Below are 25348 nucleotides of genomic sequence, written 5' to 3'. Positions count from 1 at the left end.
AATAGGGGCGCTAAGACGAGCGCATGATGCTGCTCCTCGTACTGGCCGACACCGGCTTCTCACGAGACGTGGTTACTGCGAGATCTGGCTGTAACTCGCTACGGTCGACGGCCGGACCGGCGGGTTATTTAATACTCTTTGAAATCTACGTCGCTCTTTCTGAGCGTTCGCCATTACCGGACGCCTCATCTTCTCACGTCTGATGATCAAACATTAATCAGTTATCGACTGAGACCCGATGGATGAGCAGGTTGTCAGCTAGATCACTTTTCGAACTCGTAGTAACAGAGAGTCGAACCCCCAATTCAATTGGCATCTCGGTTCGCGATTATCGTAGATATCGTGGTGGATCACCTCTGAAGCCTGAGCGCTCGTGAGTGAGGCACTCTGGTCGACATTGAAACCGTGCATTCCGAGCGATAACTCGGAGAGAGCAGGATTTGAACGGGTTTTTTAATTCACGCTATTCCGTGTGAACGCCGAAATTCGGGATCAATCCACCACGAGTCCGACGAGTTATCGCCCGTCATGTCTAATATCGATATACTGGAGCACGGAAGCCCGAAGAATGCCTCGCCGCTACACAGTGATTCGATGAGACGATACTAGTACTAAGTTGAACGATTACTGGAATCTGATCGTTTAGCGTAGTGCCAATAGTACGACCCACAGGGGGGGGGGATTGTTAACCAAAGATACTCCTCTCTCCATTACACTACTATATCTGTTCTTCGGAGGCCTGAGAGTAAGAGAAGCGGGGTGAATCCGCAGGGTGGTCAAGACACGGTTTCGGGAATGAAGCCTGGACAACGTTTGCGAGCCTCAGAGATACGCGATGTTCAACTCAAGCTCATTGGCAGTGCCGAGGAGGAGGTCGGGGAGTTCCTTAACGAACACGTTGCCCTTCATACGGTGTGTCGGTCCAGAGACGCTCAGGGCTCCGATGACTTCCTTGTTTTTTCCTCTAACAGGCACGCCGATCGCGTGGAGCCCCTCGATATTCTCCGCTTCGTTGTACGCGTATCCCTGCTCGCGAATCTGCTCGAGTTCAGCGAACAGTTCTTCCTCGTCGGTTATCGAGTTGGGTGTCACGGCGGGCAATCCACGCTCTTCGATGATCTCTCGCACCCTGGATTCAGGCAAGTGCGCTAGAATAGATTTCCCGGCCGCCGTCGAGTGGAGGAACATTCGCTTTCCCGTTTCCGAACCGGTTTCGACCGCATGATTTCCGAACGCTCGATACAGGAACACGCCCCTTCCCCGCTCTTCGATTACGAACTGAGATCGCTCGTCTGTCTTTTCCGCTAGTTCCTCGACCTTTTCTGCGGCCATCCTATATTCTTCTTTCCTCGTACGTGAATACTCTCCCAGGAGGAGGAACCGTGTTCCCACTTGGTACTCATCGCCTTCTTTGATGAGGTACCCCATTTCGTTCAACGTGGCGAGGTACGCGTGGAGGGTGCTCTTTGCAACGTTCATGTCGTCCGCGAGTGCGGAGACGCTCACACCTTCGAGTTCACGGATGCGTTCGGCGATTTCGAACGCTCGCCGGACCGATTTGAGCTGACCACGTCGTGTGTTTTCACCCTGCATATTGGTTGGTATTAGGCCCCACTTTATATATCGTTCGGAAGTTGTTAGTAGCTCTCCAGTTCGAATTCGTTTTCTCAACAGCAATTCTAGCGAAAGAGGATTCCAGACCAGCTACCTGTAGATCGGGAGGAAACCCGCTTTCGCGACTTTGGCCACCTATTCTAGAGGGTGCCGACCGCGTCTACGTCCAATATTCGTGATTACCGAATGGAAATCGAATGACGGTAGAGAATACGGCGCCGTACCCTTACTCCGCGTCACGAGAGCAGAATTCCAAACAGTGGCTTTGAATTCATGTTCTCTACTCCTGACCTCCATGGGGAAGACTGAAGAGGAACACCGAGGTTGATTATTCCGAATGATTATTAGCTGCCTTGACGGAGATGCGATGACAACTGCCGTCTGTGGCCGTGTAAAGCCGAAGGCCGGGAGGTACAGTCTTAGGCGGCGGTAGCCCGTTCGATAATCCCGAACCCACCCCTACACTTCCCGTCGGATCGAAGCCCGAGAACTGGCGCATACTTTGTAGTACGGCCACGTATAGTTGCGCGTCACTCAGCTAACTTGGAGCCTTGTTTGGTACCCTGGGTGGATTATCGAATACGTATCAGCCGAACGTTTATGAATCGATGACGGATAGTGCATTGCATGGAATCGACATCGCCAGAAATGGCTATCAGCGAATTCGTCACCAATATAACGTACGATGACCTCCCGGCGGAGAGCATCAAGACAGTCACGAGAGCGTTCATCGACACGGTTGGCGTAATGATAGCGGGGTCGGTCGAAGGAGCTGGCAGGACAACGGCCAAGTCAGCGGGGGTCGACCCAGCAAACGCTGACGTGGGGGAGTTGCTCGGCGTCAACGTGGCTGCTCCACCTGACTCTGTTGCTCTGCGGACTGGAACAGCTAGCCACGCGCTCGATTTTGACGACCTCTCGTGGGCAATGAACGGACATCCGAGTGTAACCCTGATTCCTGCGCTCCTTGCCCTCGCTGATGAGACCGGCGCAAGTGGCCGTGACCTCATTACGGCATACGCAGCCGGCTTTGAGACGGAATGTGCTGTTGCCGAACCGATTAGCCCCACTCACTATGAGGCAGGATGGCACGCAACGGCCACGTTCGGGACGTTTGGCGCAACTGCGGCGGCGGCTAACCTTCTCGGCTTAGATGCAACAGAGACCGCGCACGCGCTCAATATTGCTGCCTCGATGCCGTCTGGACTCAAGCGAAACTTCGGGTCAATGACCAAGCCGCTGCACGCCGGTCTCTGTTCCCGGTCCGGGGTCACTGCAAGTCTCCTCGCCATAGATGGATTCACCGCCGACACTGCAGCAATAAGCGGTGAACGGGGATTTTGGGATCTCTACAGCCGAGACGGAGGGGGTCAATTTTCTATTGGCGATCGCTGGGCGCTCCAGGAGGAGGGAATACACATCAAGGCGTACCCCTGCTGTTACTTTACCCACACTTCTATCGCGGCAGCCCAGACACTCACCAACGAAGGTATCGATCCCGATGAGATTGAATGTGTAACGGTTACGGCGTCACCGGGGGCAGGCGACGCGCTTCATTACGCCGATCCAGACACTGGTCTTGAGGCGAAGTTCTCGATGGAGTATGCCGTCGCCAGCGCTATTGTCCGAGATAGTGTTGGATTGTCCACGTTCATGGACTCTCCCATCGACGATCCTCAAGTCCAACGGATACGTGACCGAGTTGATTTCATTGTCGATGGAGATCTGGCCTACGATTCCCACAAGGCGACAGTGCGTATTACTACTGCCGGCAAAACCTATGAGCGATACCAAGAGAATCCGCCTGGTACTCACAATAACCCCCTGACGGAAGACGAACTACGTGCTAAATTTGAGGACTGCAGCGGCACAATCCTCAAGGATGCAGAAGTCGATCGGTTGTACGACGTTTTATCATCGCTACCGGCACAAGCAGGCGTCTCGTCGGCAATCTCTAGCGACCACTGACGCGCAGCACTAGGGAGCTTTGAGAGCCACCTTCTTCTCACGGTCATCTATCGGTGGGGGCGGGATTTCTCATCTCGGAAGACATAGCGAATCGAAGGTGAGATGTGGCATTGTGATCACTTCGAGGAGATGGTGAAACGTTTCCTACGGCTCACCACCCTGACGCACGCATCAGATACTCACCGCGCTTCAGACGGTACGCTTAATTTGGCTGAGGAAGAGCGAATAGAAGTGCGCCTGCTTTCATCGGTGGTCGGCGATGAGGCTGAATTACTCCAGGAAAGGCCGTTCCAGCTTCTTTTCCTTTCCAATATGCTCCCACCCCTTGGAACGGCCCTTCTTTCTCCCGTGCTCGGATCGCTCATCGATCCACTTGGTACGACACCAGCGAACATCGGCCTCGTGATGTCGGCTTTTACCGCACCTGCGATTATCACGATTCCCATCGTTGGAGTGATCGCTGATCGATATGGCCGGCGGCCGGTGATTCTCTTCGGACTGGTGTGGTTCGGTGTCGCCGGATCCGCGATAGCGCTGACAACCAACTTTCAGCTTGTGCTTTTCCTACGGGTGCTCCAAGGGATCGGCTTTGCCGCACTCACGCCGATTATCATCACCAGCATCGGTGATCTTTACGCTGGAACAAAAGAAGCGACAGCCCAGGGACTACGGTTCACGGGTTCCGGCATCTCACAGACGATTTTCCCACTCGGAGCAGGCGTGCTCGTCGGTTTGGCGTGGCGGTATCCATTCCTGTTGTACGCTATTGCCTTCCCGATTGCAGCGGTGGTCTACATTTATTTCGAGGAACCAGTTGATTCGGACGCTGCTAGCGACTCCGGCGTGAAAAACGTGAGACAGCAACTCCGTGCGTTATGGAGTCTCGTCTCACAGCGGCGTGTGTGGGCGATGGTGATCGTACGTGGAACGCCAAACATTGTCTGGCTCGGGTTCCTCACCTACAACTCGATCATCGTCGTCGATCTTATAGGTGGCACGGCCACAGAAGCCGGTTTGCTCGCCGCCCTCGGGAGTCTCAGCTACGCACTCTCGGCTACCCAGGCCGGACGTCTCTCCGCTCGATTCGACAGTCGGCTATTCCCGCTCATCGTAATGAACGTCGCGATGGCAAGCGGTCTTTGTATCGTGTTTATCGCTAGAACGCTCCTCCTAGCCTTCGTCGGGATCGTTTTCTTGGGGATCGGATTCGGTCTCACCCTCTCACTTTACCGAAGCATCATTACGAATTTGGCTTCACCCTCGGCCCGTGGCGGCCTCGTAAGCCTCGCAGAAGGTGTTGGCCGGATCACGTCGACTCTTACGCCAATTGGTATGGGTGCTACCATTGCCATCGCAACACGGTGGATGGAGTTCAGCGCGTCGGTACGGCTCGTAGGGGTCGGAACGGGGCTGGTTGCAGCTACAATCGGTATCGTGTCTTTGGGTATCGTGAACCGCTCACCACCAACTCACCTCAAAGAGTGATATCTATCGCCCGTGTATCGCGCAGTTGCGCAGATGATCGGGATACGTTACTTGTTGCCTTACCGTCGCACGTTGTGGGTCGCCGTCTACTTGGCGAACCGTACATTCTCCGTGAGACCGCCGTACCGATGAGGTGGGGTTGGAGGATGCTCACCACGCCCTCATCATACTGCAGTTTACGGGTTCCGGTGCCGAACGGTATGTCGGGTTCCTCTTACTTTCTCGTGAAAGTGATCTCCAGAATGTGAAGAAAGCGGAGGAAACCTACCGCTCTTCGTTTTTCAGCCCCTAACCGACTGAAAACGCTAATGAGGAACCATGGCGATGACTTCTGTATAAGGTGAGTTCCCAGATTACGCGACAGTGGACGAGAGCGACTCAACAGGCAGTCTGGCGCGTCACACGCTATCTTCAAGCGAGATGATAGTGGAGTCACCGACCCCTACGTTCACGAGGTGATAGATACCCCTCTGGACGAAGCGGCCACCACCGGCATCAGTTCAGTTACCGAGACCGATGGCGACGGCGTACTGACCACCGTGGCGGTGGGAGGCGGCGATCACGAAGCGGCCATCCGCGATGTTCCCAATGACGTCACGGCGATCGAGACCCTCGTTGCGGCCTCAGAACTAACATCGGTCGGAAAGGCTGAGCGTGAGAACGGTATGATAAGTGTCCTTCTGAATGGCGACGGACCAGTTCTCAGCGGCAGGTGACGATGAATCTTAAACTCGCCGACAATCGGGTGCTCCTCTTCGCCGCCAGCAAAGGTCTTGGCCGTGCCGACGCGACGGAACTCGCCCGAGAGGGCGCACGGATAGCGATCGCCGCCTGAAATCCGGCTAACCTCACCGAGGCAAAGGCACACGTCGTTGACAACGCAGGTGTAGATCCCGATTCCGTTCGCACGTACGCCTGCGATCTCGTCGCGCTGGACGACATTAAACGAACCGTTGAGGCCGCCACTGATGAGTTCGATGGTCTCGATGTGCTGGTGACCAACCACGGCGGTCCACCGGTCCAGCCGATCGGTGAGGTGGACGTGGGAACGCTGGATCGAACGTACGAACTCGTCCTCCGCAGCACCGTTATAGCACTTCAACCCGCCCTTCCCGTTCTCGCCGACGGTGGCACCGAGGCGTCAATTGTGAACATCGCCTCCACGACGGCGGCTGAACCGACCGCAGGAGACGTACTGCAGGCAGCGTTCCGGCCGGTCATCTACGCGCTTTCGAAGAGCCTGGCCGAGGAGTACGGGCCGCAAGGTATCCGGGTGAACTGCGTCTGCCCACGGGGGATTGTCACGGACCGCCTTGAAGACAAAATCGAACTCCTCGGCGACCGTGAGTCCATTTCTGTCGGAGAAGCAAGGAAACGCCGCACAGACGAACTGCCGGTGCGGAAACTCGGTGATCCGCCGTCGTTCGGCCGTGCTGTAGCCTTCCTTGCCTCGCCGGCAGCCGACTTCATCACCGGTGAGACGCTCGCGCTGGACGGTGGCTGGCTGGACGAGATGTCGCCCTAACCCCCCACCCGTGCTGAGTCCGGTCACCGTCACATCGGTTCTGAGCCCACCATGCGGAAATCGGTGTGTGCCTCCAATACGTTTAATGCGACCATCGAATACGTGTTGAGTGATGGCAACCTGTATCGACAGCGAACGGCTACTATCTCCGACGCAGCAAGCGGTTCGCAAGGAAGTACAAGTGGTGTGTCGCGAGTTCAATGAGACATACTGGCGTGAGCGAGACGCTGAGGGGGAGTACCCTCATGAGTTCGTGAATGCTCTCGCCAGAGCAGGTTGGCTCGGCATTCTCCTTCCCGAGAAGTACGGCGGGAAGGGATACGGAACCGAGGAGGCTGTAGTGCTGATGTACGAGATCGCAAAGAGCGGTGCAGGATTCAGCGGTGCACAGACGGTTCACGCCGCTATCTACAACTCAACGCCGATCGTGAAATACGGCAGTGACGACCTCAAAGAGGAGCTCCTTCCGCAGGTTACGAGTGGTGACGCGTGGATCCAGTGTTTTAGCCTCACCGAACCGAAAGCGGGATCCGAGTCGACCGCGATCACCACCTATGCCGAACGGGACGGCAATGAGTACGTAGTAAACGGTGAGAAACTTTGGACCTCTCGGATTGACGTCAGCGATTATCTCGTCCTGGCCGCGCGCACTACACCGCTGAACGAGGTCGAAAAGAAGACCGATGGTATCTCACTGTTCCTCGTCGATATCGAGCGCGGGATCGACGCGGGAAGCATCAAGTTGGAGGAGATAGAAAAGACCGTCAGCGGCGTGGTTAGCTCCTTCCGTGTCACCTACGATGACCTCCGAATTCCTGCTGACCAGCTAATCGGGGTGGAGGACGCAGGATTCTATCAGGTGCTGGACGGCCTCAACGAGGAGCGGTTGGTCATCGCTGCCGAAACGGTCGGTCTGGGCGAACTCGCCATCGAAAAAGGCGTCGCCTACGCGACCGACCGCGAAGTGTTCGACCGTCCTATCGGGAAGAACCAGGCGATTCAGCATCCGCTGGCCGCAGCGTTCGCCCGCGTCCAAGCCGCGAAGCAGTTCACGTTCAACGCGGCGATGCAAACGGACGACGCAGATCGGAAGGCCATCGGCGCGCGAGCGAACATGGCGAAGTATCTCACCGCCGAGGCCGCCTTCGAGGCCGCGGACGCCGCCGTGCAGGCCCACGGCGGACGCGGTGTCGCCCGCGAGTACGACGTTGAGCGGTACTTTCGTGAGGCGCGGCTCACCCGCCTGGTCCCCATTACGCAGGAGCTAGCGTTGAACTACCTGGGGGAGAACGTGCTCGGGCTCCCCCGGTCGTACTGACGAGCAACCACATGAGACACGCAGAACGATGAGCGATAACGACACTACGACGAACGATACGGCGGAGACTCGACTCGTTGAAGGATGGCACGGGCGTTACTACGAGGATTTCGACGTCGGTGACGTGTACAAACACCCATTCGGGCGTACAGTCACCGAGACAGACAACGTCTGGATGACGAACGTAACCATGAACCTCAATCCAATGCATTTCAATGAGGCGTATGCGTCCGAGACGGAGTTCGGTGAACGCCTCGTCGACGGAACGTTCGTCATCGCGCTCGCGGTAGGTATGAGCGTCATCGATGTCTCCGTCAACGCCACCGCGAACCTCGGTTACGATGACATCCGCCACCACGCCCCCGTCTTCCACGGCGACACCATCTTTGCCGAGAGCGAGGTACTCTCCAAACGGGAAAGCAGCTCCCGGGATCACGTAGGCATCGTCGAGACGGAGCTCCGGGCGTACAACCAGAACGCTGAGAAGGTCCTCTCGCTCAAGCGGACGCCAATGGTGTTGAAACGCGAGCACGCCCAACCCAGCGCCGCGCAGCCGCCAGGGTGGCCCGAGGGTATTGGCACCCAGCCAGCCGGCGACAAGGGAACGGATGACTAACCCCGACGATCGGATCGCGGACGGCCTCCCCGTGACCGACGAGTCAACGGCCGCCGACATTGTCGATCCCGAGGACGTTGTCCTGGTCAGCGGGTTCGGCGGTGTCGGTTACCCTAAACGAGTTCCGATAGCGTTGGCCGACGCCGACCGTGACCTGTCATTGACGGTTATCTCCGGGGGCGGCGTTGGTGGTGAAATAGATGACGCGCTGATCGAGGCTAACCAAGTGGCTCGCCGGTTCCCGTTCCAAACCCGGAGAATTTCCCGGGCAGCAATCAACGAGGACGAGGTCGCTTTCCACGACCGACACATCTCCCGGTTCGGGGACGAGGTGCGCCTTGGCGACTTCGGCGATCCGAATGTCGCCATCGTCGAAGCCGTCGCCGTCGGCGAAGACTGGTTGATCCCGTCAACCTCGATCGGCCACACACCGTCGTTCGTCGCCGCCGCCGACCGGCTCGTCGTAGAGGTGAACCGCCGACAACCCCGCGCCCTCGAACACGTTCACGACGTCTACCAGCGTGATCTCCCTCCAAACCGCGAGCCGATCCCGATAACGGATCCGGTTGAGCGAATCGGTTCGCCGGAAGTCACGTTCGACGCGGGGAAACTTGCTGCCATCGTCGAAACTGATCGCCCCGATGACCCGTACAATTTTCGGGAGCCAACCGTCGTCGACACCACCATTGCTGATACCCTGCGGTCGTTCTTGGAAGCGGAGCTAGAGCGGAATCCAACGCTCCAGGACCGCGTCCATCTCCAGTTCGGCGTTGGCAGTCTCGGAAACGCACTCATGGGCGCGCTCTCCGAGATCGATTTCGGAGATCGTACGGTGGTGTACTTCGGCGAAGTGTTCCAGGACGGTTTGTTGAATGCCATCGACGAAGGACTGTTGTCGGGGGCGAGTGCGACATCGCTCGCTCTCTCGGTTGAGGGGCAGAAGCGACTGTTCGAGGATGTCGACCGATACGCGGAGCACGTCGTGCTCCGTCCGGCTGACGTGTCTAACAACCCCGCTCTCATCGACCAATTCGGAGTGGTAGGAGTCAACAGCGCCGTTGACGTTGATCTCTATGGGAACGCCAACGCAACTCACATCGGCGGCACACGACTCGTCAACGGCATCGGTGGTGGCGGTGACTTCAATCGCAACTGCCGTCTCGGAATCATCGCGCTCCCGTCGACGGCCGGCGGTGGTGACATCTCGCGAATCGTCCCGGCGGTTCCGCACGTCGACCACACCGAACACGACCACTCCGTCATAGTCACAGAACACGGTGTTGCCGACCTCCGTGGATTGAGTCCGACTGAGCGGATGGACGCGATGATCGACGTTACCCACCCGGACTTCCGTGACGATCTCCGAAGGTACAGGGACCGCGCCCTTGAGGATGGTGGACACGTCCCGTTAAACGCCGATTTTGTGTCCCGATAGAAGGCGACATCAGAACTTCTTTATTTACTGTTGATCTCCCCCGAGTCTAATACACGCTGTCTTGACCGTTACGGAAGACAAAACATTTATGAATAACAATGAGAGTCATCGATTGTGCATGCCTGAAGATAACATATCTCGCCGTGAGGTAACGAAATGGGGAACGACGCTCGGGGCGATAAGTTTGGCTGGCTGTACTGAGACGATCACTGGCAGCAGTGGCGGTAGCGGCGGTGGCGGCGAACAGTATCAGATGGTCATCGCCGGCACCAGTTCCGGATCGTCGACACAACAGGCTGCTCAGGCCCTTGCGCGGGCTGCTAGCCAGCACAGTGATAACCTCTCTATCACCGTCCAAGTCACCGACGGCTGGACGGCAAACCTCTACGAGTACAACGACGACAACTTCCACACGATCGGTGTTGACAACAACTCTCTCTCGAAGGCGATGAATAATGAGGGGCCATTTGCAGAGGACCCGGTTGACTCCCTCCCGATGCAAGGGTTCGTCTTTACAAACCTCGAAATTCACTGGGTCGCAATGGAGGGATCAGGCATCAAGTCAACTGCTGATCTCAAAGAGGGTGGCTACACCATCTACCCGATCCAGCCTGGCTTTGGGACTCGCTTGCTCACTGAAGAAGTGATCAAGAAGGCGGGTCTCTGGGATCAGAACGAGATCCTCAACGTTGACACCAGTGACATCCCCGGTGCCGTTGAGGAGGGACGTGTTGATGCCCTCTGTATCTACGGCGCGAACGGCGTCAACCTCTCTAGCTGGGTGCAGGAGGTTGACGTCCGAAGTAACGGTAGCTTGTACCTCATGCAGATCGACGACAACTTCCGCCAGGCTATTGAGACCGTACCCGGTGCAATCCTGAAGGAGTTTGATAACTATCCCTATAAGTGGGAGCAAGACGTCACCCGCGTCACGGATACCACCGCCGCATGGGTCCTCGCCGGTCAGTGGGCATTTGGCCCCGAGGTCCCCGTCGATGCGGCCAAGGAGGTTGCCCGCCTCTCTGCCGAACATCACGAGTCTATCCGCGAGGCCGACCCGACCGCGCTTGACCACTCGGGCGTCAAGTCGATGACTACCGCGATCCTCCCCGAACTCGAGATCCACCCGGGCGTTGCCAAGTACTGGAAGGAAAATGATGTTTGGAACGATGAGTGGCAAGAAGGTGCGACGGATGAGTGACTCTCTACTCGGAGCGAACGTTCCGCGTATCTGGACATGGCTCGGACGCCACCGTGATCGCGACCACATATCATGCAAGAACACACAACAAACGTTAGATTACTGATGGTTGGGCGAGGTGAATGGCCGTGAGCGAACCGCTATCAGACGACTTTGAACCCGAGACTGGGCAGGGATTCGACACTGAAAGTCCGGGCGATGCTGAGGCTGAGTCAATGCGCAACGTCCTCATCGGGCTTTCAGTCGTCTTCTGGATGATTGTCATCTGGTACGCCTGGGACCAGACTATTCCACGGGCCCAGTACGGCGTCATCTTCTTCGGTGCCGTCCTCGAGTTGTTCATACTCTCTGAGCTGATGGATCTCGCGGGCGGTGGGCGAGACGAGCTCTTTGTCGACCTCAAGCGGGTCTACGGCCAGGCAAACCGGATTGAGTCGGCGCTGCTCACACTCTCGGCGATCGACGTGGCGATCACCTGCGCGTACATCGCAATAAATTTCCAGACGCTGTACGTCACCAGACAGGGGCGCGCATTCCAGCACGAGATCTACATGGCGGCGATCTTTACACTCGTCGTCATCTACCTAACGTGGCGGTCGTTCGGCACGACGTTCTTATCGATTATTCTACTGGGGATCGCCTACGGTCGGTGGGGCATGTTCGCCCCCGGTCCACTTGCGCATGGCGGCATTGGCTGGGATCGACTCATGCGCATTTTCGTCCTCAGCGTCGACGGGTTCTTCGGGTTTCTAACCCAACTCGTCGCGGCGTGGATTGCTCTGTTCCTGCTCTATGCGGGCTTTTTGAAGGCCTACGGTGCGTTTGATCTGATCATGCGCCTGGCGTTCCGCTCGGCCCGGTACATCGACTCTGGAATCGCACAGACCGCGGTGCTGTCGTCCGCTGTCATCGGGTCAGTCAACGGGAGCCAAACCGCCAACGCCGGCATGACCGGATCGTTCACCATCCCACTGATGAAGCGTAACGGGATTAAACCCGAGACCGCGGGTGCGATTGAGGCCGTCGCCTCTACCTCGGGGCAAGTGCTTCCGCCGGTCATGGGTGCCGCCGCGTTCATCATGGCGTCGCTAATCACTGGGATCACCTACGCAGACGTCATCGTCGCTGGCCTGATTCCGGCGGCGGTGCTAGTGGTGACGATTTTCATCGCGGTCCATTACGTCTCCGTGCCGCAACTCGACAACACAGACCCCGAAGACCTTATCCAAGATCCAATGCCGCGTATGGCGTTCCTAATTGAGATTGTGAAATACGGGGTTCCGCTGGCGATCCTGATATACAAGTTGGGGATCGAGCAGGTGACGGTGATGACAGCGGCGCTGTGGACGGCCACGGCGATGCTGCTTACCGGCACACTGACGCCTCTGCTCTTGGCCATGGCGGGGATGAGCGACGAATCCATCTCGGCATCTGCTCGGCGCAGCGTCTGGGAGACGCTCGATGGTGCGCGTGAGGGTGTGGTCGTCCTTGCGCCGGTTGCGATCATTCTCGGTGCGATTAACGGCGTTGTGGACGTCCTCACCGCGACCGGCGTCCCAACGTCTATCTCGCTCACGCTGATGGAACTCTCAGGTGGCGTGCTCTGGGTCGCGGCCGTCCTTGCGATGATCATCTGCATTATCCTCGGACTCGGAATGCCGACAACGGCATCGTACACCATCGTTGCGCTGCTCATCGCACCGACACTCATCAACCAGTTCTTTCTCCCAGAGCTCGCGGGACACTTCTTCGTGTTCTACGCCGCGATCCTCGCTGGGCTCACACCACCGATCGCGACCTGCGTCGCCGTGGCCTGTGGTATAGCGGGTGCCGACTTCTGGAAGAGCTGCTGGGAGGCCGTCAAGCTCTCGGCGCCGTTGTTCGTCCTCCCGTTCGCGTTCGTCTACCATCCCGAGATGGTCTCCGCACAGTTCGATACGCAGGTGTTTCTAACCGGCGCATTCGCGATGGTCGGTGCAATTGCGATGATCCACGGAATCAACTATCCGTTCGCGTTCGGCAAGCCAATTACTCTCCCGGCCCGATTCGCGTTCACTGTGACGGGCATCGTCATGATGCTACATCCCTCACGGCTGGTGCAGGCGCTCGCCCTGATTGTCGCCGTCGCGATGTACGTTGTCCAGACGGCCGTCGGACGACCGAAACCGATCGGCGTTCTCCGCCGTACGGTCGGCTCCACGAGCAGAAAACGGCCACAGACGGGGAAGGTGGAGCGCAAGTAACTCCGTCGGCTACACCGACCTCGCCGTTGTGCTCGTCCAAACAGCTTTACCGATTCCGGGCTGAGACGGACCATGAAGATCGCGATTGTCCTCTTCGAGGGATTCGACGAATTGGACGCGATTGCTCCCTACGAGGTGTTCGAGAACGCACACGAAGAGGGGGCAGACGTGACAGCGACGCTCTGTACGATCGATGACCTCGCTGAGGTAACCGCGAGCCACGGCCTCCAGGTCAGAACCGACCACCAACTCGTCGACCTCTCGCCGGATCTCGTCCTCGTTCCAGGCGGTCAATGGGGAGCACGCGGTGAGACTGGCGCCTGGGCCGAAGCAGAACGCGGCACCTTTCCGGAGACAATCGCTCGCCTCTTCGACGAGGGCGTCTCCGTCGCGGGCGTCTGTACTGGTGGGATGCTCCTCGCACGAGCGGGGATCACCGACGGACGCCCTGCGATAACCCACGCCAGCGCAGTGGACGACCTCCGAAGGTCGGGCGCAGAGGTGGTCGATGCTCGCGTCGTTGACGATGGAGACCTGGTAACCGCCGGAGGCGTCACCTCGGGTCTTGACCTCGCGTTCCATCTTCTGCGTCGGGAGTTCGGCGACGAGATAGCCGACGCCGTCGCCGACCGCATGGAGTACGAACCCCGCGGGCCGGTCTACTCCGAGCCGACCCAAAACCACCGGTCGCAGTGAGAGCGTCGGACGTGCCAACGGACAAAGTACGGGGACGATTGGCGCGTATCACTTGTATGCCCTCGGTTTTCGACAGTGACGTCATCGACCCCCGAGACGACGCTGAACTCTATCGTCTACTTCCTACGACGAGTGCAGACCCCAGGAAGCCGCATCATCGGTTGAACGTCGGGAACGTGTCGAGGAAACTAGTCGCACGTATCGCGTATTTAACACGGATGGACGCTTGAGACGACCGCCCACGCGCTGGCTCAGGGCGCTGGTACCCTCGATCCGACCGTTCACTGGACATCACTCACTCCGAAGCGGATCTCTCCTCGACCTCCTTGCAGAGGCTGTCGCTGGATCCAGCCTCGTCGTGAGAGGTTAGATCGAGAACACTCGGTCAGCGTTGTCCGTGACCGAGTGTTAGCATCCGGTAGGCCAAAGGTTATGCTTCTCCTCGGGCGTTGCCAGGTATGGTGCGAGACGCCATTCACACCGCGCTTTGGGTATCGGACATCGACGACACCATCGACTTTTACGTCGGCGGTCTCGGTCTCGACCACAATTGGGAGTTCACGAGCGACGGCGTGCGGAACGTTTACCTCGGTGGTCCCCATGGTGAGTTCCAATTCAAATACGATCCTGCTGGTGACCACGAGACGGGGCCGGGAGGCGGGTTCGCCCACGTCGCTCTCGGCGTCGAGAGCGCTGATGAGGCCTTTGAGGCGCTCCTCGAGCACCGCGATCCGCTTATCGTCGAAGAACCGACGACGATAGAGCAGATAGACCGTCGGGTTGGGTTCGTTGAGGATCCTGACGGCTATGTCGTAGAACTCGTTGAACGACTGTAGCGCTTTATACCTCGTCGGGCGATCACCCGTCGCCGAGACCGTTCGTTCTGTTCGATGACTAACGCGCCTGAGCGTAGGGAAAACATTTAATTCTGTCTCTGCGTATCTACCGTCAGGTGCACGACAGTGAATGTCTTGCAAATCCTAACGATAACGACGATCGCGTACTTCGTATTCGTAGCGCTGTGGATAACCAAGATGGAGGATCTCCTTCAAACGAGGGAAGAAGAACGAGCGTCGATGAACGGTAACGGAGGTCGACACTAATGGTCGAGGTTGAGAGGACAATCGTGACTTGGGGGTGGGGCTTTCTCATCGCATATATTCTTTTGATGATCGGTCTTGGCTATTTAGGATACAAACGAACGGACTCTCAGGACGACTACGCAACCGCCCGCGGAGGGTTCGGATTTCTCGCATTGGCCTTCGCCTACGCGGCGACAGTCGCCAGCGGATCGACGTTCATGGGCATCCCCGGTATGGCCTATGGAATGGGTTTCAAGGCCGGATACTATGCTCTTATCTATCCCATCGGTATCTATCTGGGGATGCTGTTCGTCGCTCGCATCACCAAGAAGGTGGGTGATCGATTCGGTTCCCAATCAGTGCCCGATTTCCTCGGTGACCGCTATCAGAGTCCACTGCTGCGCCTTTTAGCCGCTCTGCTGGCGCTGTTTTTGCTCTTTTACATCATGGCGCAAATCGCTGCAGCAGGATGGATGTTCGACACCATTCTCGGCTTGCAGTATGAATTGGCGATTTGGGTTGCCGGTGGGTTGCTCCTCCTGTACTTGACCGCAGGGGGATCACACGCCGATATCATCACCGACGCGGTTCAGGGCGTTATCATGGTTGGCGTTACGGTTCTGATCGTAGTGATGTTCGTCACGGGGTGGGGAGTCGATGGAGGCATCACTGGAGTCAACGCCGCGCTGCCCGCTGAGATGCAGTGGGACTCCCATACGGATCCAGCTAACCCGACGTTCGCGAATTGGTGGGTAATCTTCCTTCTGTTCATCGCACACATCGGCTTTACCGCGCTCCCTCATCTCGGTAACAAGTTCTTCGCGATCAAAGGGACACAGTACATGAAGAAGTTCATGAGCGTCGCCGCAGTTATCGGTATGGCACTGCCGTTGATGTTTTTAGGCGGTGTTCTCGGACGCGCCCAGGGGATTCAAATCGAAAATCCCGACGCAATCATTCCGATGCTCTTCGTGGAAAACCTCCCTCCGATACTGGCTGCGTTCCTCGGTGTGGCGATTCTCAGCGCGATCATTTCTACGGCCGACGGGCTGATTATCGCGGTTTCACAGATCTTCGCCAACGATCTCTATCGGAAGTCGTACGTCCCTTGGACGGGAGGCGACCCCAACAGTGATCGGGTGAATCAGCGAGCGCTGTGGATTTCGCGGGTCTCGACGATTGTCGTGACGATCGCGGCTGTAGCCGCCGTGATGACGCCGCCCGAATACCTGGCGATTCTCCTGTGGGTCGGCATCGGCGGCATCATCGCGGCCTACGGCGGTCCGTATTTCATAGGTACGTTCCGCGAGGAAACCTCAAAGATGGCCGCTCTTGTGGCGTTTATCGTCTCTTTCGGTATCTACTTCGTCATCCACTTAGGGCCACAATTTGGTCTCTACGAGGGGTGGTATCCTTACAATGAGAATCCGTTTGCCTCTTCCGCTATAGGATTTGTCTGCTCGTGTTTCCTCACCTACCTGATTAGCAAGTTCACCGAACCGCTTCCCGAAAGCCACCTCGACGACGTGTTCCGACCCGAGCGAGAAGTAACCCCCGACGGAGGTACCAGCGACGATTGAGTGACGCCAATCACTAAGTAATCGCAGAGACGTGTTATCCATCGATGGAGATTCGGACGTTCGACCCGCGGCTTGACGCCGAAACTGCGGTCGCTCGCGCTGACCGAATTACGATTGGCACGTTTCTGCGAGCGAGGGCGGCCGCGTTGCTCGGGATTTCCGAGGAACCTCTCGATGTTTCGATCGTCTACTATCCTGACTACATCGCCTTCACGACCGTGGAGTTGTATCACTACCTCACAAGCGATCGAACCCAGAAATTCCTCGTCGGCATCGATGCTGTGACCGGTCGTGTCGGCGAAATAGACATCGAACTACCATCACGGAACACCGTCGAAGCGGATCCTGACAAGGTGATCGCCCGGGAGTTAACGCCGGACGAAGCCAGAGAAGAGTGGAAGGATTGGCTTTTTTCGTACGTTGATCGCCGATTTCGCCCGTTCAAACGTCCAGATTTCTCCCTCGACGAGCTGGAACTCATATACGTTCCGTACTGGGTGGTGGACTACGGAACAGTGGCCAATAGTTTCGCCGTCAGCGGGCTCACCAAACAGGTGGAAGAACTCGTCTCACTCAAGCCTATAAAGGGATACTACGAGGAAGTTTATCAAGAGAAATACTGATAATCTGATAGGAACCGGGCAGCTCGAATGATCGACGTAGTCCGATCGTCTACCGTTACATACGAACCCATATCTATGATGCGCGAGTAGCTAACGACGGGAAAGCTCTCACCGTCGTTCCGAGGCAAAGGCGGTCAGGCTCGGAGGTTGTTCCCGCCTCAGTCGTCTTCGACCTCCGTCCCGTCGTTCCGGATGTCGCTGGGGATTCGAGCCTCCGCGGAAAGCTGGTGTGCGTGCGTGCCTTCCAGTTCGCAGATCTTCGCCGCGAGCGGGGCGATTCGCGCTGCGCCCTCGGCCGTCGCCTGCTGGTGGGTGAGTGTCTTCAGATACGTTCCGACCCAGATCCCGCCGCTGTACCGGGCGACTTCGAGCGTCGGGAGGCTATGATTCGTCCCGACCGCCTTGTCGCCGAAGACAACCGGCGAGTGTTCGCCGAGGAAGAGCGACCCGTAGTTGTGGAGGTCGTCAACGATCGACCGCGGATTGTCGATCATTAGGTGCAGATGTTCAATGGCGTAGTCGTTTGCGACGTCGACGGCGCTGTCCAGAGTGTCGGCGACGAGCACCTCACCGTTGGTCTCCCAGCACTCGCGGGCAGTTTCCTCGGTCCGTAAATGCGGAAGCTGTTCGCGGACCGAATCGATCGCCGCGTTCGCGAGGTCTTCGTCCGTCGAGACGAGGACCGGCCGGGAGTTGGGGTCGTGCTCTGCCTGCGCCAGTAGGTCAGTCGCGACGAGGTCCGGATCGGCAGTCTCGTCGGCGACGATCAGAATCTCCGTCGGGCCGGCGAGGAAGTCGATCCCTACATGGCCGAACACCTGACGCTTGGCCTCGGTCGTGAAGACGTTCCCTGGACCAGTAACCTTCGCAACCGCCGGAACCGTCTCGGTGCCGTACGCCATCGCACCGATCGCCTGCGCACCGCCAACGGCGTATATCTCGTCGGCGCCGGCTCGATCCATCGCGTACAGCTGCGCCGGCTGGACGCTTCCGTCCTCCTGTGGCGGCGCGCACGTGATCACCGTCTCGACGCCCGCAACTTTCGCCGGCACGATCGACATCGCAGGCGCTGCGACCAGTGGATGGCGGCCGCCAGGGATGTATGTCCCTGCGGACTCGACGGGAACGATGCGCTGGCCGAGCCTGATTCCCTCGGTGAACTCCCGTTCGAACCCCTCGATGTGTTCTCGCTGTTCTTCGTGAAACTCGCGCACGTTGGCGATCGTGCTCTCGATCGCCTCCCGTTTCTCGTCGGAGAGCGCCTCCGCGGCGGTCTCGATCTCCTCGTCGCTCACTCGGAGATCCTCCCGCTCGACGCCGTCGAACCGCCGCGTGAGTTCGTGGAGCGCCTCGTCACCCCGTCGTCGGACTTCCGAGAGGATGTCCCGGACGGAGTCGGTTACTTCCTGGTCGATATCGATCGACTCGCTCTCTGTCTCCTTGAAGTACGTGACACCTTCTGTCATACTCGTCCTCACACTGTCTGTCGGTAGGTCACGTGATAAATCCTGCTCGTCGGTCGATTCTGCGACTCGTAATGCATTTATAACTCCTCGTCACACCCCTTACCGTGCTATCGAACGACACGGTATTCGTCACCGGCGCGAGTCGCGGTATCGGCCGGGAGATCGCAGTCACACTGGCGGAGGCCGGGGCCAACGTCGCGCTGGCGAGTCGAAGCGACGGGATTGAGGAGACGGCTGAAGCGATCGGCGAACCGACCCGCACCCTCGCCGTCAGAACCGACGTCACAGATGAAGCATCGGTTACTGCGGCAATCGAGGAGACGGTCGAGACCTTCGGCGGGCTCGACGGGCTGGTGAACAATGCCGGCATCGCCGGACCGACGGCCCCCGTTGAGGAAGTTGACCGCAAGGCGTGGGACCGGACGTTTGCCGTGAACGTCACTGGAATGTTTCTCACGGTTAAACACGCCACGCCGCACCTCCGTCGGAGTGACCGGGCCGCCGTCGTGAATATCTCGTCGATCAGCGGGAAGCGGCCGCTCGAACACCGTACCCCGTACACGGCCGCCAAAATGGCGGTAATCGGACTCACGCGAACTCTCGCATTCGAACTCGGCGAGGATGGCGTTCGGGTGAACGCGATCTGTCCCGGCGCGACCCGCGGTCCCCGGATCGAACGGGTTATCGAGCGGCAGGCGGAGCGTCGAGGTATCACCTACGAGGAGGCGAAAGCGTGCGTGTTCACCGACACGGCGGCGCTCGGATCCCTCGTCGAGGCTCGCGATGTCGCCGAGTTGACCGCCTACCTGCTGAGCGAGCGCGGGCGACACATCACCGGGCAAGACATCAATGTGGACGCGGGCACGGTCTGGTACTAATCGGCAGCGTCCCGGAGTGAGCCATGGTACCGCCCAGCAGTACTTTTATGAGGGTCGATAGGGGATAGACGCTATGGCATCTCGTCCCACCGGTAGGCTCATCTACCTCGACGAGCCGGAGAAGCTGGAGACCCAAGAGTACGAGGTTCCGGAACCCGAACCCGGCGCTCTGATCGCCGAGGTCGTACGCGCGAACGTCTGCGGTTCCGAACTGCACATCTGGCGGGGACACCACCCGCAGGTGAAGGAGGGGGTGCTCGGTCACGAGGTGCTCTGTCGTGTCGCCGAACTCGGCGACGGCGTCACAACCGACTACGCCGGCGAGCCGATCGAGGTGGGCGACCTGATCGCGCCCGTCTACTACATCACCTGCCAGCGGTGTTATTCCTGTCAGGCGGGCCAGTTCCACCTCTGCCAGAATGCCTATCGCTACTGGTCAAAGCCTCCGGAGGAGCCCCCGCACTTTCACGGCACCTTTTCAACACACTACTATGTCCATCCCGACCAGTACTTCTACAAGGTCCCGGACGGACTCGATCCGGGTATCGCTGCGGGCGCGAACTGTGCGCTTTCGCAGGTCATGTTCGGTCTCGATGAGACAGGCGTCGAGTACGACGACACGGTCGTCGTTCAAGGTGCAGGCGGCCTCGGCCTCAACGCGATCGCGTACGCGAACGAGCAGGGCGCAGAGACGATCGTCGTTGAGGGGGTCGACGGGCGAATCGAACGGGCCCGCGAGTTCGGCGTCGACTACGTCGTCGACTTCCGAGAGTACGACACAGTTGAAGCCCGAAGCGAGCGTGTCAGGAAACTCACTGGCGGCATCGGTGCCGATGTGGCTGTCGAAGTAGCAGGCGTGCCAGCCGCCTTCGCCGAGGGGATCCACCTGCTTCGCGATGGGGGTCGTTATCTGGAGATGGGGAACGTCAGTCCCGGTCATACCACGCAGTTCGACCCCGGAGCGCTCACCCGTAAGTCGATCGACATCACCTCCGTTGTCCGATACAACCCCTGGTATCTCCACCGAGCGCTCGACTTTCTCGACGAGAATAGCGACAGCTACCCGTACGACGAGCTGATCGACGCAGAGTTTGCATTGGACGACGTTGAGGAAGCGCTCCATAAATCTGACAGCCGTGCGGTCACTCGGGCGACGCTGATCCCAGAACACAAACACTGAGGACGATCGTGGGTGCCCGATGGTCGCACCGGGACACCTGGAGGCATCCATCATCACACGACGCACTTGTCTTAAAGCCCGAATATCGATGACAGCGTCTTTTAGGCCTCATTTTCGCGTCGCCGTCCGCTGACCGTCAGTCAGATTGTGTGTGGTACATCAAACAACGATCCAACGCCGGCCACGTCAGCAATACCGAACGTGAGAGCGTATGCTTGTCGTGGTCCCAACGGCGGGACGGCGTCACCACATCAACCCTGTCGATAGTACCGGTCCGATCGCCATGTGTCCTGAGTCTGTCGGACACGCCCATCCGCGACCCCCTCCCGTCACAGCACCCATCGTCCGTTCTGATCCGTATCTCGGTGCGCTCCAACGCTTGATCGTCGAGTACTGACCGTGCGTCGTCCGTGGTGGCTTCATCATTGGTCGATCTTGAGGCAGACGTTCTTTACTTGCGTGTAGCTCTCGATCGCTTCGAGCCCCTTTTCGCGACCGATCCCGCTCTGCTTGTACCCGCCGAAAGGCGTCTCCACGCCGCCCGCAAACCATTCGTTGACGTAAACCTGACCGGCGTCGACATCACGTGCAAAGCGGTGGGCGCGACCGACGTCGGTGGTGAAGATACCGGCAACGAGTCCGTAGTCGACATCGTTCGCCAGTTCGATCGCCTCGTCATCATTTTCAAACTCGATAACGCTCAAAACCGGCCCGAAGATCTCTTCTTGGGCGATACGCATGCCGTTGTCGACGTTGTCGAAGATGGTCGGCCTGATAAAGTACCCGTTCCGGTGAGGGGCGTCGCCGCCGACAATCGGATCGCCGACCTCACTTCGACCGATGTTGACGTACTTCTGCACCTTCTCATACTGGTCGGCGGAGACGAGTGGGCCGACGTTTGGGTCGTCACTCCCCGGCCCGATCGAGAGGTCGGCAGTCCGCTTCGCAAGCTCGTCTACGAAGACGTCGTGGATCTCCTTGTGGACAAGAAGTCGCGACCCGGCCGAGCAGACCTGCCCCGCATTGGTGCCGAAGATCGCCTTGATCGTCTCGTCGAGTGCGACGTCAAGGTCGGCGTCGGGAAAGACGACGTTCGGGCTCTTTCCACCGAGTTCGAGGTGGGTCGGCGTAACGTTGTCCGCAGCGAGCTTGGCGACCTGCCGCCCGGTCGCAACTGACCCCGTGAAGCTGATCCCGTTGACATCGGGGTGGCTTGCTAAGGCGGCCCCCGCCTCCGCGCCGAAGCCGGGGATGACGTTAAGAACACCCGAGGGAAACCCAACGTCTACGGCAAGTTTTCCGACCTCCAACGCCGAAAGCGACGTCTCCTCGGCGGGTTTGGCGACTGCGACGTTGCCTGCTGCGAGTGCCGGCGCAGTGGTCCGGCCGACAAGGTTGATTGGGAAGTTCCACGGGATAATCTGTCCCGTAACGCCAAGCGGTTCGTGGATTGTGTAGTCCGTATAGCCGTGCGTCAGCGGAATGGTGTCGCCGTGGATTTTGTCCGCGATGCCCGCATAGTACTCGAAGTAGCGTGCACAGCCTTCGACGTCGGCTCGGGCCTGCGACAGCGGTTTGCCGTTGTCCCGCACCTCGAGTTCTGTTAGGCGGTCGATGTCATTCTGGATCGCCGTGGCGAGGCGCGTGAGTAGTCGACCACGCTCCTCCGGTGGAGTCGTCCGCCACTTCTCGAACGCCTCTCGTCCACTCTCCACCGCACGGTCGATGTCCGCCTCCGCTCCTCTCGCTACCTCAGCAAGTGGCTCTTCAGTCGCTGGATCGTAGGTGGTGAACGTCTTTCCGGACGCTGCGGGAACGGATTCGCCGTCTATTAGCAGACCGTATACGTCTGTCTCCGACATACTGTTCGTATTCAGGAGCAAGTGAATGAACCTTATCCTCGAACCCCGACAATTGGACGCTGGAAGCGTCGCGATTCCGGCAACGAGGGCGACGAACCACTCGGCGTTGAGACGCTCAGCGTCGAGAATACTGATTTCGAGGTGTTGGTCGACGATCGTGGGGGATAGTAGACCGAGACACATCTCCACCGCCGCCGAGAACTGGGCGGTGCCGTGACGGATGAGAGCTGCTTTTCTTTTGGGTGCAGACGATGAGAGATTCAGGTCTTAGAATGCACCAATCCGTGTCGACGCCGTGGACAGACAGCTTATCGCAGTGTCGAAGCGGTTCGCCGATTCCGAGATAGACCGCGGCCACTTCCCTAAACGGTCGCAGACCTCGCAGAACGTCTTACCGCACGCTGTCCTTTATTTCGACCCGACAGAAACCGCAGAGGAAACCGCGCCTACTCGGGGACCTCCCTGCCCGCGTAGCGTAAAATCCCTGCAGTCGACAAGCTTTGTCCCTGCATTCGTTGATGACGAACGTATAAGGCTGATACCATCAATGGGAAGTATACTAGATCGAGCGTAATAGCGGCCATATCGTTGATGGATATAGAGCAGTATCAAAAATCTTCTTAGAGAATAAACGAATGTTGCAACGTTTTCCATGACTCTCTTCGTCAGATCGAAACTTTGGTGTCCGATAAGACTGAACAAGCGACGCGGTACTACCGCAATCACCTCACTTGTGAGTGTCCCGGCGCTTACTCAAAACAAATCCAAAAAACTAGCCGAATGCAGAAACTCCCAGACAGTGGCGGATTGCTTGTAGAGAACAGCCATGACGGCCGGTTCCGGTTCTTTGTTCTCGGTAGTGATTACAGCTATACTGTTGTAACTATGGCTTCGAAGCGGTTCGTCATCGGTGCACAGGACCGCGTGAGAGAGTAATTACTTGTGCTACGCGTTTTCAGAGTGCAAACTCGGCGAATTAGATACTCGACATCCAGTTTCTCACCACTAATGTCTTTATTGGAAGATGGTAGCGACACACGGTTCGGCGTTGGCTTTTCGCCGGCTCCGGTGTCTTTCTCCTCGGGGAGTAATTCGTCCTGTATCGGTGAACGCGCTGACGTGGGTGTGAGCTGGATCACGCTCGTCAGAGTGAGCGCCTCTTGGAGCACGGAGACAGAGCCGACATGATGACAGAGCCGTTCTGTCGGCATCGGCGGTTAAATCGTCTGTCGTGGCAGGAGGTAGCCCGCCTAGTCCTTACGCTCGCTCTTCGACGGTTGTAGGGCGAACCCCGGCAACCAGCGAGTGACCTGACAGACATCTATTCGAGCCGAAGGTTCGAGGACCGCCGAGGGTGCCGCTGGGCGACACCTATCTCGAGTTGCAGAAGGGCGGAACCGAAGAGCAGCAGCGGGACACGGTTACTCGAACGGGATGCGACAGATACAATCAGTCAAACGACGGAACTCGATTGTAGGGCGTCGCTCCTCGATTTAGTTCCCCGAACGCACCGTGTCGATGACACCTCGAAGGTACCCAACAGTGAACCCTCGGGCACGGTGTCGCCAGTCGTCGTCCCCGACGACCTTCGGGACGTGATCGGGAATGACGACACCGTCGAAGCCGATTTCGTGGAGCGTCCGGACGGCCTCGCTGGTATCGAAGTTCCCCTCGTCGACTAACGTCTCATTGAATCGCGGGACGGTTCCCTCGACGTCGCGGAAGTGGACGAAGACGATCTGATCGCGCTCGCCGAACCGACGGAGCACCGCGTCTATGTCCTCGCCCATCTGCGAGAAACAGCCCAGGCAGAGCTTCAGTCCGTGGTTATCACTCGGAACGAGGTCCATCGCCCGCTCGAAATTCTCGACGTTTCGGAACAGCCGCGGAATGCCTCCGAGCGATTCAAGCACTGGCGGGTCGACAGGGTGCAGCGCGAGTCTGACGCCTGCCTCCTCGGCGACCGGCAGGACGGCTTTCAGAAACGACTCGTAGTGTTCCCAAAACTCCGCTTCGGTGTACGCCCGATCGAGACCGGGGGCTAGGCCGTCCGGATCGTCGAGGTCGTCGAGGTCGAAGCCGGTGCCGACCGCGCCGCCGCGAAGTTCGACCGGCGCGGTCCGCATCGGAACCACCCCGCGGGGGTTCCACTGGTAGCCCAGAATCGGGATGTCTGCCTCGCCGAGATTGCGCACGAGCGTCGTAATCTGGTCGAGCGCTTCCTCTGCCCCGTCGCGTCCGAACATGATGTCCCCGTACAACGAATATGGGAGTGACTGGATGCCGGTGAGGGTGAGCCCCGCGCTTTCGACGCGCTCACGGGCCGCATCGAGTTCGGCGACGGTGGGTATTGCATCCCGGCCGACGGAGAGCGTGTCGGTGCCGTCTCGATCGTTGAACTCGTCCGGCTCTTCGTCCGTGTCGGCGTGGTCGACGAAAATATCGGTTGCGCCTAGCTGTCTAATGTACTGAAGTCGAGGTTTCGAGAGTGCTCGCGTCCGAACACCGACGCGAACGTTCGCGTCGGTAGCCGCCTCAGCCGTCGCAGTGCTCCTGTTCATGGGTACCGATGTCCA

18 protein-coding genes and 1 pseudogene are annotated in these 25348 nt (G+C 58.4%); 14 read left to right on the top strand and 5 right to left on the bottom strand.

Going from position 1 to position 25348, the window contains the following annotated elements; translation table 11 throughout:
- Positions 1-822: 822 nt before the first annotated feature.
- The gene (locus tag CNO20_RS09415) at positions 823-1593 is read right to left on the bottom strand and encodes an IclR family transcriptional regulator (protein WP_101295898.1); all 771 of its coding nucleotides are present in this window, start codon (positions 1591-1593) and stop codon (positions 823-825) included.
- 648 nt (positions 1594-2241) lie between these two features.
- Here CNO20_RS09415 and CNO20_RS09410 point away from each other — a divergent pair.
- Together CNO20_RS09410 and CNO20_RS09405 are read left to right on the top strand one after the other, a co-directional pair.
- A complete protein-coding gene (locus tag CNO20_RS09410) occupies positions 2242-3582 on the top strand; it encodes an MmgE/PrpD family protein (protein ID WP_101295897.1) in 1341 nt (446 codons plus the stop codon).
- Positions 3583-3789: 207 nt separating this feature from the next.
- Positions 3790-5067, top strand: a complete 1278-nt coding sequence (locus tag CNO20_RS09405) for an MFS transporter (RefSeq protein ID WP_233204052.1) — start codon at positions 3790-3792, stop codon at positions 5065-5067.
- 559 nt (positions 5068-5626) lie between these two features.
- Here CNO20_RS09405 and CNO20_RS23720 read toward each other — a convergent pair.
- Positions 5627-6073 (bottom strand): hypothetical protein, encoded by a 447-nt coding sequence (locus CNO20_RS23720; RefSeq protein ID WP_143423171.1) that lies wholly within the window; start codon positions 6071-6073, stop codon positions 5627-5629.
- Here CNO20_RS23720 and CNO20_RS09395 point away from each other — a divergent pair.
- The 10 genes and pseudogenes from CNO20_RS09395 to CNO20_RS09350 form a co-directional block, all read left to right on the top strand.
- Positions 5987-6592 (top strand): annotated as a pseudogene (locus CNO20_RS09395) (SDR family NAD(P)-dependent oxidoreductase); the annotation flags it as partial. The gene CNO20_RS23720 and the pseudogene CNO20_RS09395 sit on opposite strands and share 87 nt — an antisense overlap.
- Positions 6593-6704: 112 nt before the next feature.
- Positions 6705-7910 carry an acyl-CoA dehydrogenase family protein gene (locus CNO20_RS09390; protein WP_101295893.1) on the top strand — a complete coding sequence of 402 codons (1206 nt, stop codon included), beginning with the start codon at positions 6705-6707 and terminating at the stop codon, positions 7908-7910.
- A gap of 28 nt (positions 7911-7938) precedes the next feature.
- Complete coding sequence (locus tag CNO20_RS09385) at positions 7939-8526, top strand: MaoC family dehydratase (RefSeq protein WP_101295892.1); 588 nt, start codon at positions 7939-7941, stop codon at positions 8524-8526.
- On the top strand, positions 8519-9961 hold the full coding sequence (locus tag CNO20_RS09380; RefSeq protein WP_101295891.1) for an acetyl-CoA hydrolase/transferase C-terminal domain-containing protein: 1443 nt from the start codon (positions 8519-8521) through the stop codon (positions 9959-9961). The genes CNO20_RS09385 and CNO20_RS09380 overlap by 8 nt, the downstream gene beginning before the upstream one ends.
- A 118-nt stretch (positions 9962-10079) precedes the next feature.
- The gene (locus tag CNO20_RS09375; RefSeq protein ID WP_101295890.1) at positions 10080-11162 is read left to right on the top strand and encodes a TAXI family TRAP transporter solute-binding subunit; all 1083 of its coding nucleotides are present in this window, start codon (positions 10080-10082) and stop codon (positions 11160-11162) included.
- A gap of 215 nt (positions 11163-11377) precedes the next feature.
- Positions 11378-13405: a TRAP transporter permease gene (locus CNO20_RS09370; protein ID WP_394337256.1), complete on the top strand. Its 2028-nt coding sequence runs from the start codon at positions 11378-11380 to the stop codon at positions 13403-13405.
- A gap of 72 nt (positions 13406-13477) precedes the next feature.
- Positions 13478-14101: a DJ-1/PfpI family protein gene (locus CNO20_RS09365; RefSeq protein ID WP_101295888.1), complete on the top strand. Its 624-nt coding sequence runs from the start codon at positions 13478-13480 to the stop codon at positions 14099-14101.
- Between the two features lie 458 nt (positions 14102-14559).
- A complete protein-coding gene (locus CNO20_RS09360) occupies positions 14560-14937 on the top strand; it encodes a VOC family protein (protein ID WP_101295887.1) in 378 nt (125 codons plus the stop codon).
- Positions 14938-15203: 266 nt separating this feature from the next.
- On the top strand, positions 15204-16763 hold the full coding sequence (locus CNO20_RS09355) for a sodium:solute symporter family protein (RefSeq protein ID WP_101295886.1): 1560 nt from the start codon (positions 15204-15206) through the stop codon (positions 16761-16763).
- A 44-nt stretch (positions 16764-16807) separates the two neighbouring features.
- Positions 16808-17386, top strand: a complete 579-nt coding sequence (locus CNO20_RS09350) for a hypothetical protein (RefSeq protein WP_101295885.1) — start codon at positions 16808-16810, stop codon at positions 17384-17386.
- A 158-nt stretch (positions 17387-17544) separates the two neighbouring features.
- Here the strand turns inward: CNO20_RS09350 and hisD are convergent, their stop codons facing one another.
- Complete coding sequence (hisD, locus tag CNO20_RS09345) at positions 17545-18852, bottom strand: histidinol dehydrogenase (protein ID WP_101295884.1); 1308 nt, start codon at positions 18850-18852, stop codon at positions 17545-17547.
- Positions 18853-18956: 104 nt separating this feature from the next.
- Between hisD and CNO20_RS09340 the strand changes: the two genes are divergently transcribed.
- The gene (locus tag CNO20_RS09340; protein ID WP_101295883.1) at positions 18957-19730 is read left to right on the top strand and encodes an SDR family NAD(P)-dependent oxidoreductase; all 774 of its coding nucleotides are present in this window, start codon (positions 18957-18959) and stop codon (positions 19728-19730) included.
- Between the two features lie 73 nt (positions 19731-19803).
- Positions 19804-20910 (top strand): zinc-binding dehydrogenase, encoded by a 1107-nt coding sequence (locus CNO20_RS09335; RefSeq protein ID WP_101295882.1) that lies wholly within the window; start codon positions 19804-19806, stop codon positions 20908-20910.
- 422 nt (positions 20911-21332) lie between these two features.
- Here CNO20_RS09335 and CNO20_RS09330 read toward each other — a convergent pair whose 3' ends face one another.
- Together CNO20_RS09330 and CNO20_RS09325 are read right to left on the bottom strand one after the other, a co-directional pair.
- Entirely contained in the window at positions 21333-22772 is a 1440-nt protein-coding gene (locus CNO20_RS09330) for an aldehyde dehydrogenase family protein (protein WP_101296187.1), read from the bottom strand.
- A 1493-nt stretch (positions 22773-24265) separates the two neighbouring features.
- Positions 24266-25333 (bottom strand): mannonate dehydratase, encoded by a 1068-nt coding sequence (locus CNO20_RS09325; RefSeq protein ID WP_101295881.1) that lies wholly within the window; start codon positions 25331-25333, stop codon positions 24266-24268.
- Positions 25334-25348: the final 15 nt, after the last annotated feature.

Origin of the sequence: Halegenticoccus soli, from assembly GCF_002844195.1 — an archaeon.
GTDB classification, from domain to species: domain Archaea; phylum Halobacteriota; class Halobacteria; order Halobacteriales; family Haloferacaceae; genus Halegenticoccus; species Halegenticoccus soli.
Note: the sequence above shows the minus strand (reverse complement) of the source record. Positions and strands in the feature narration are given on the sequence as shown.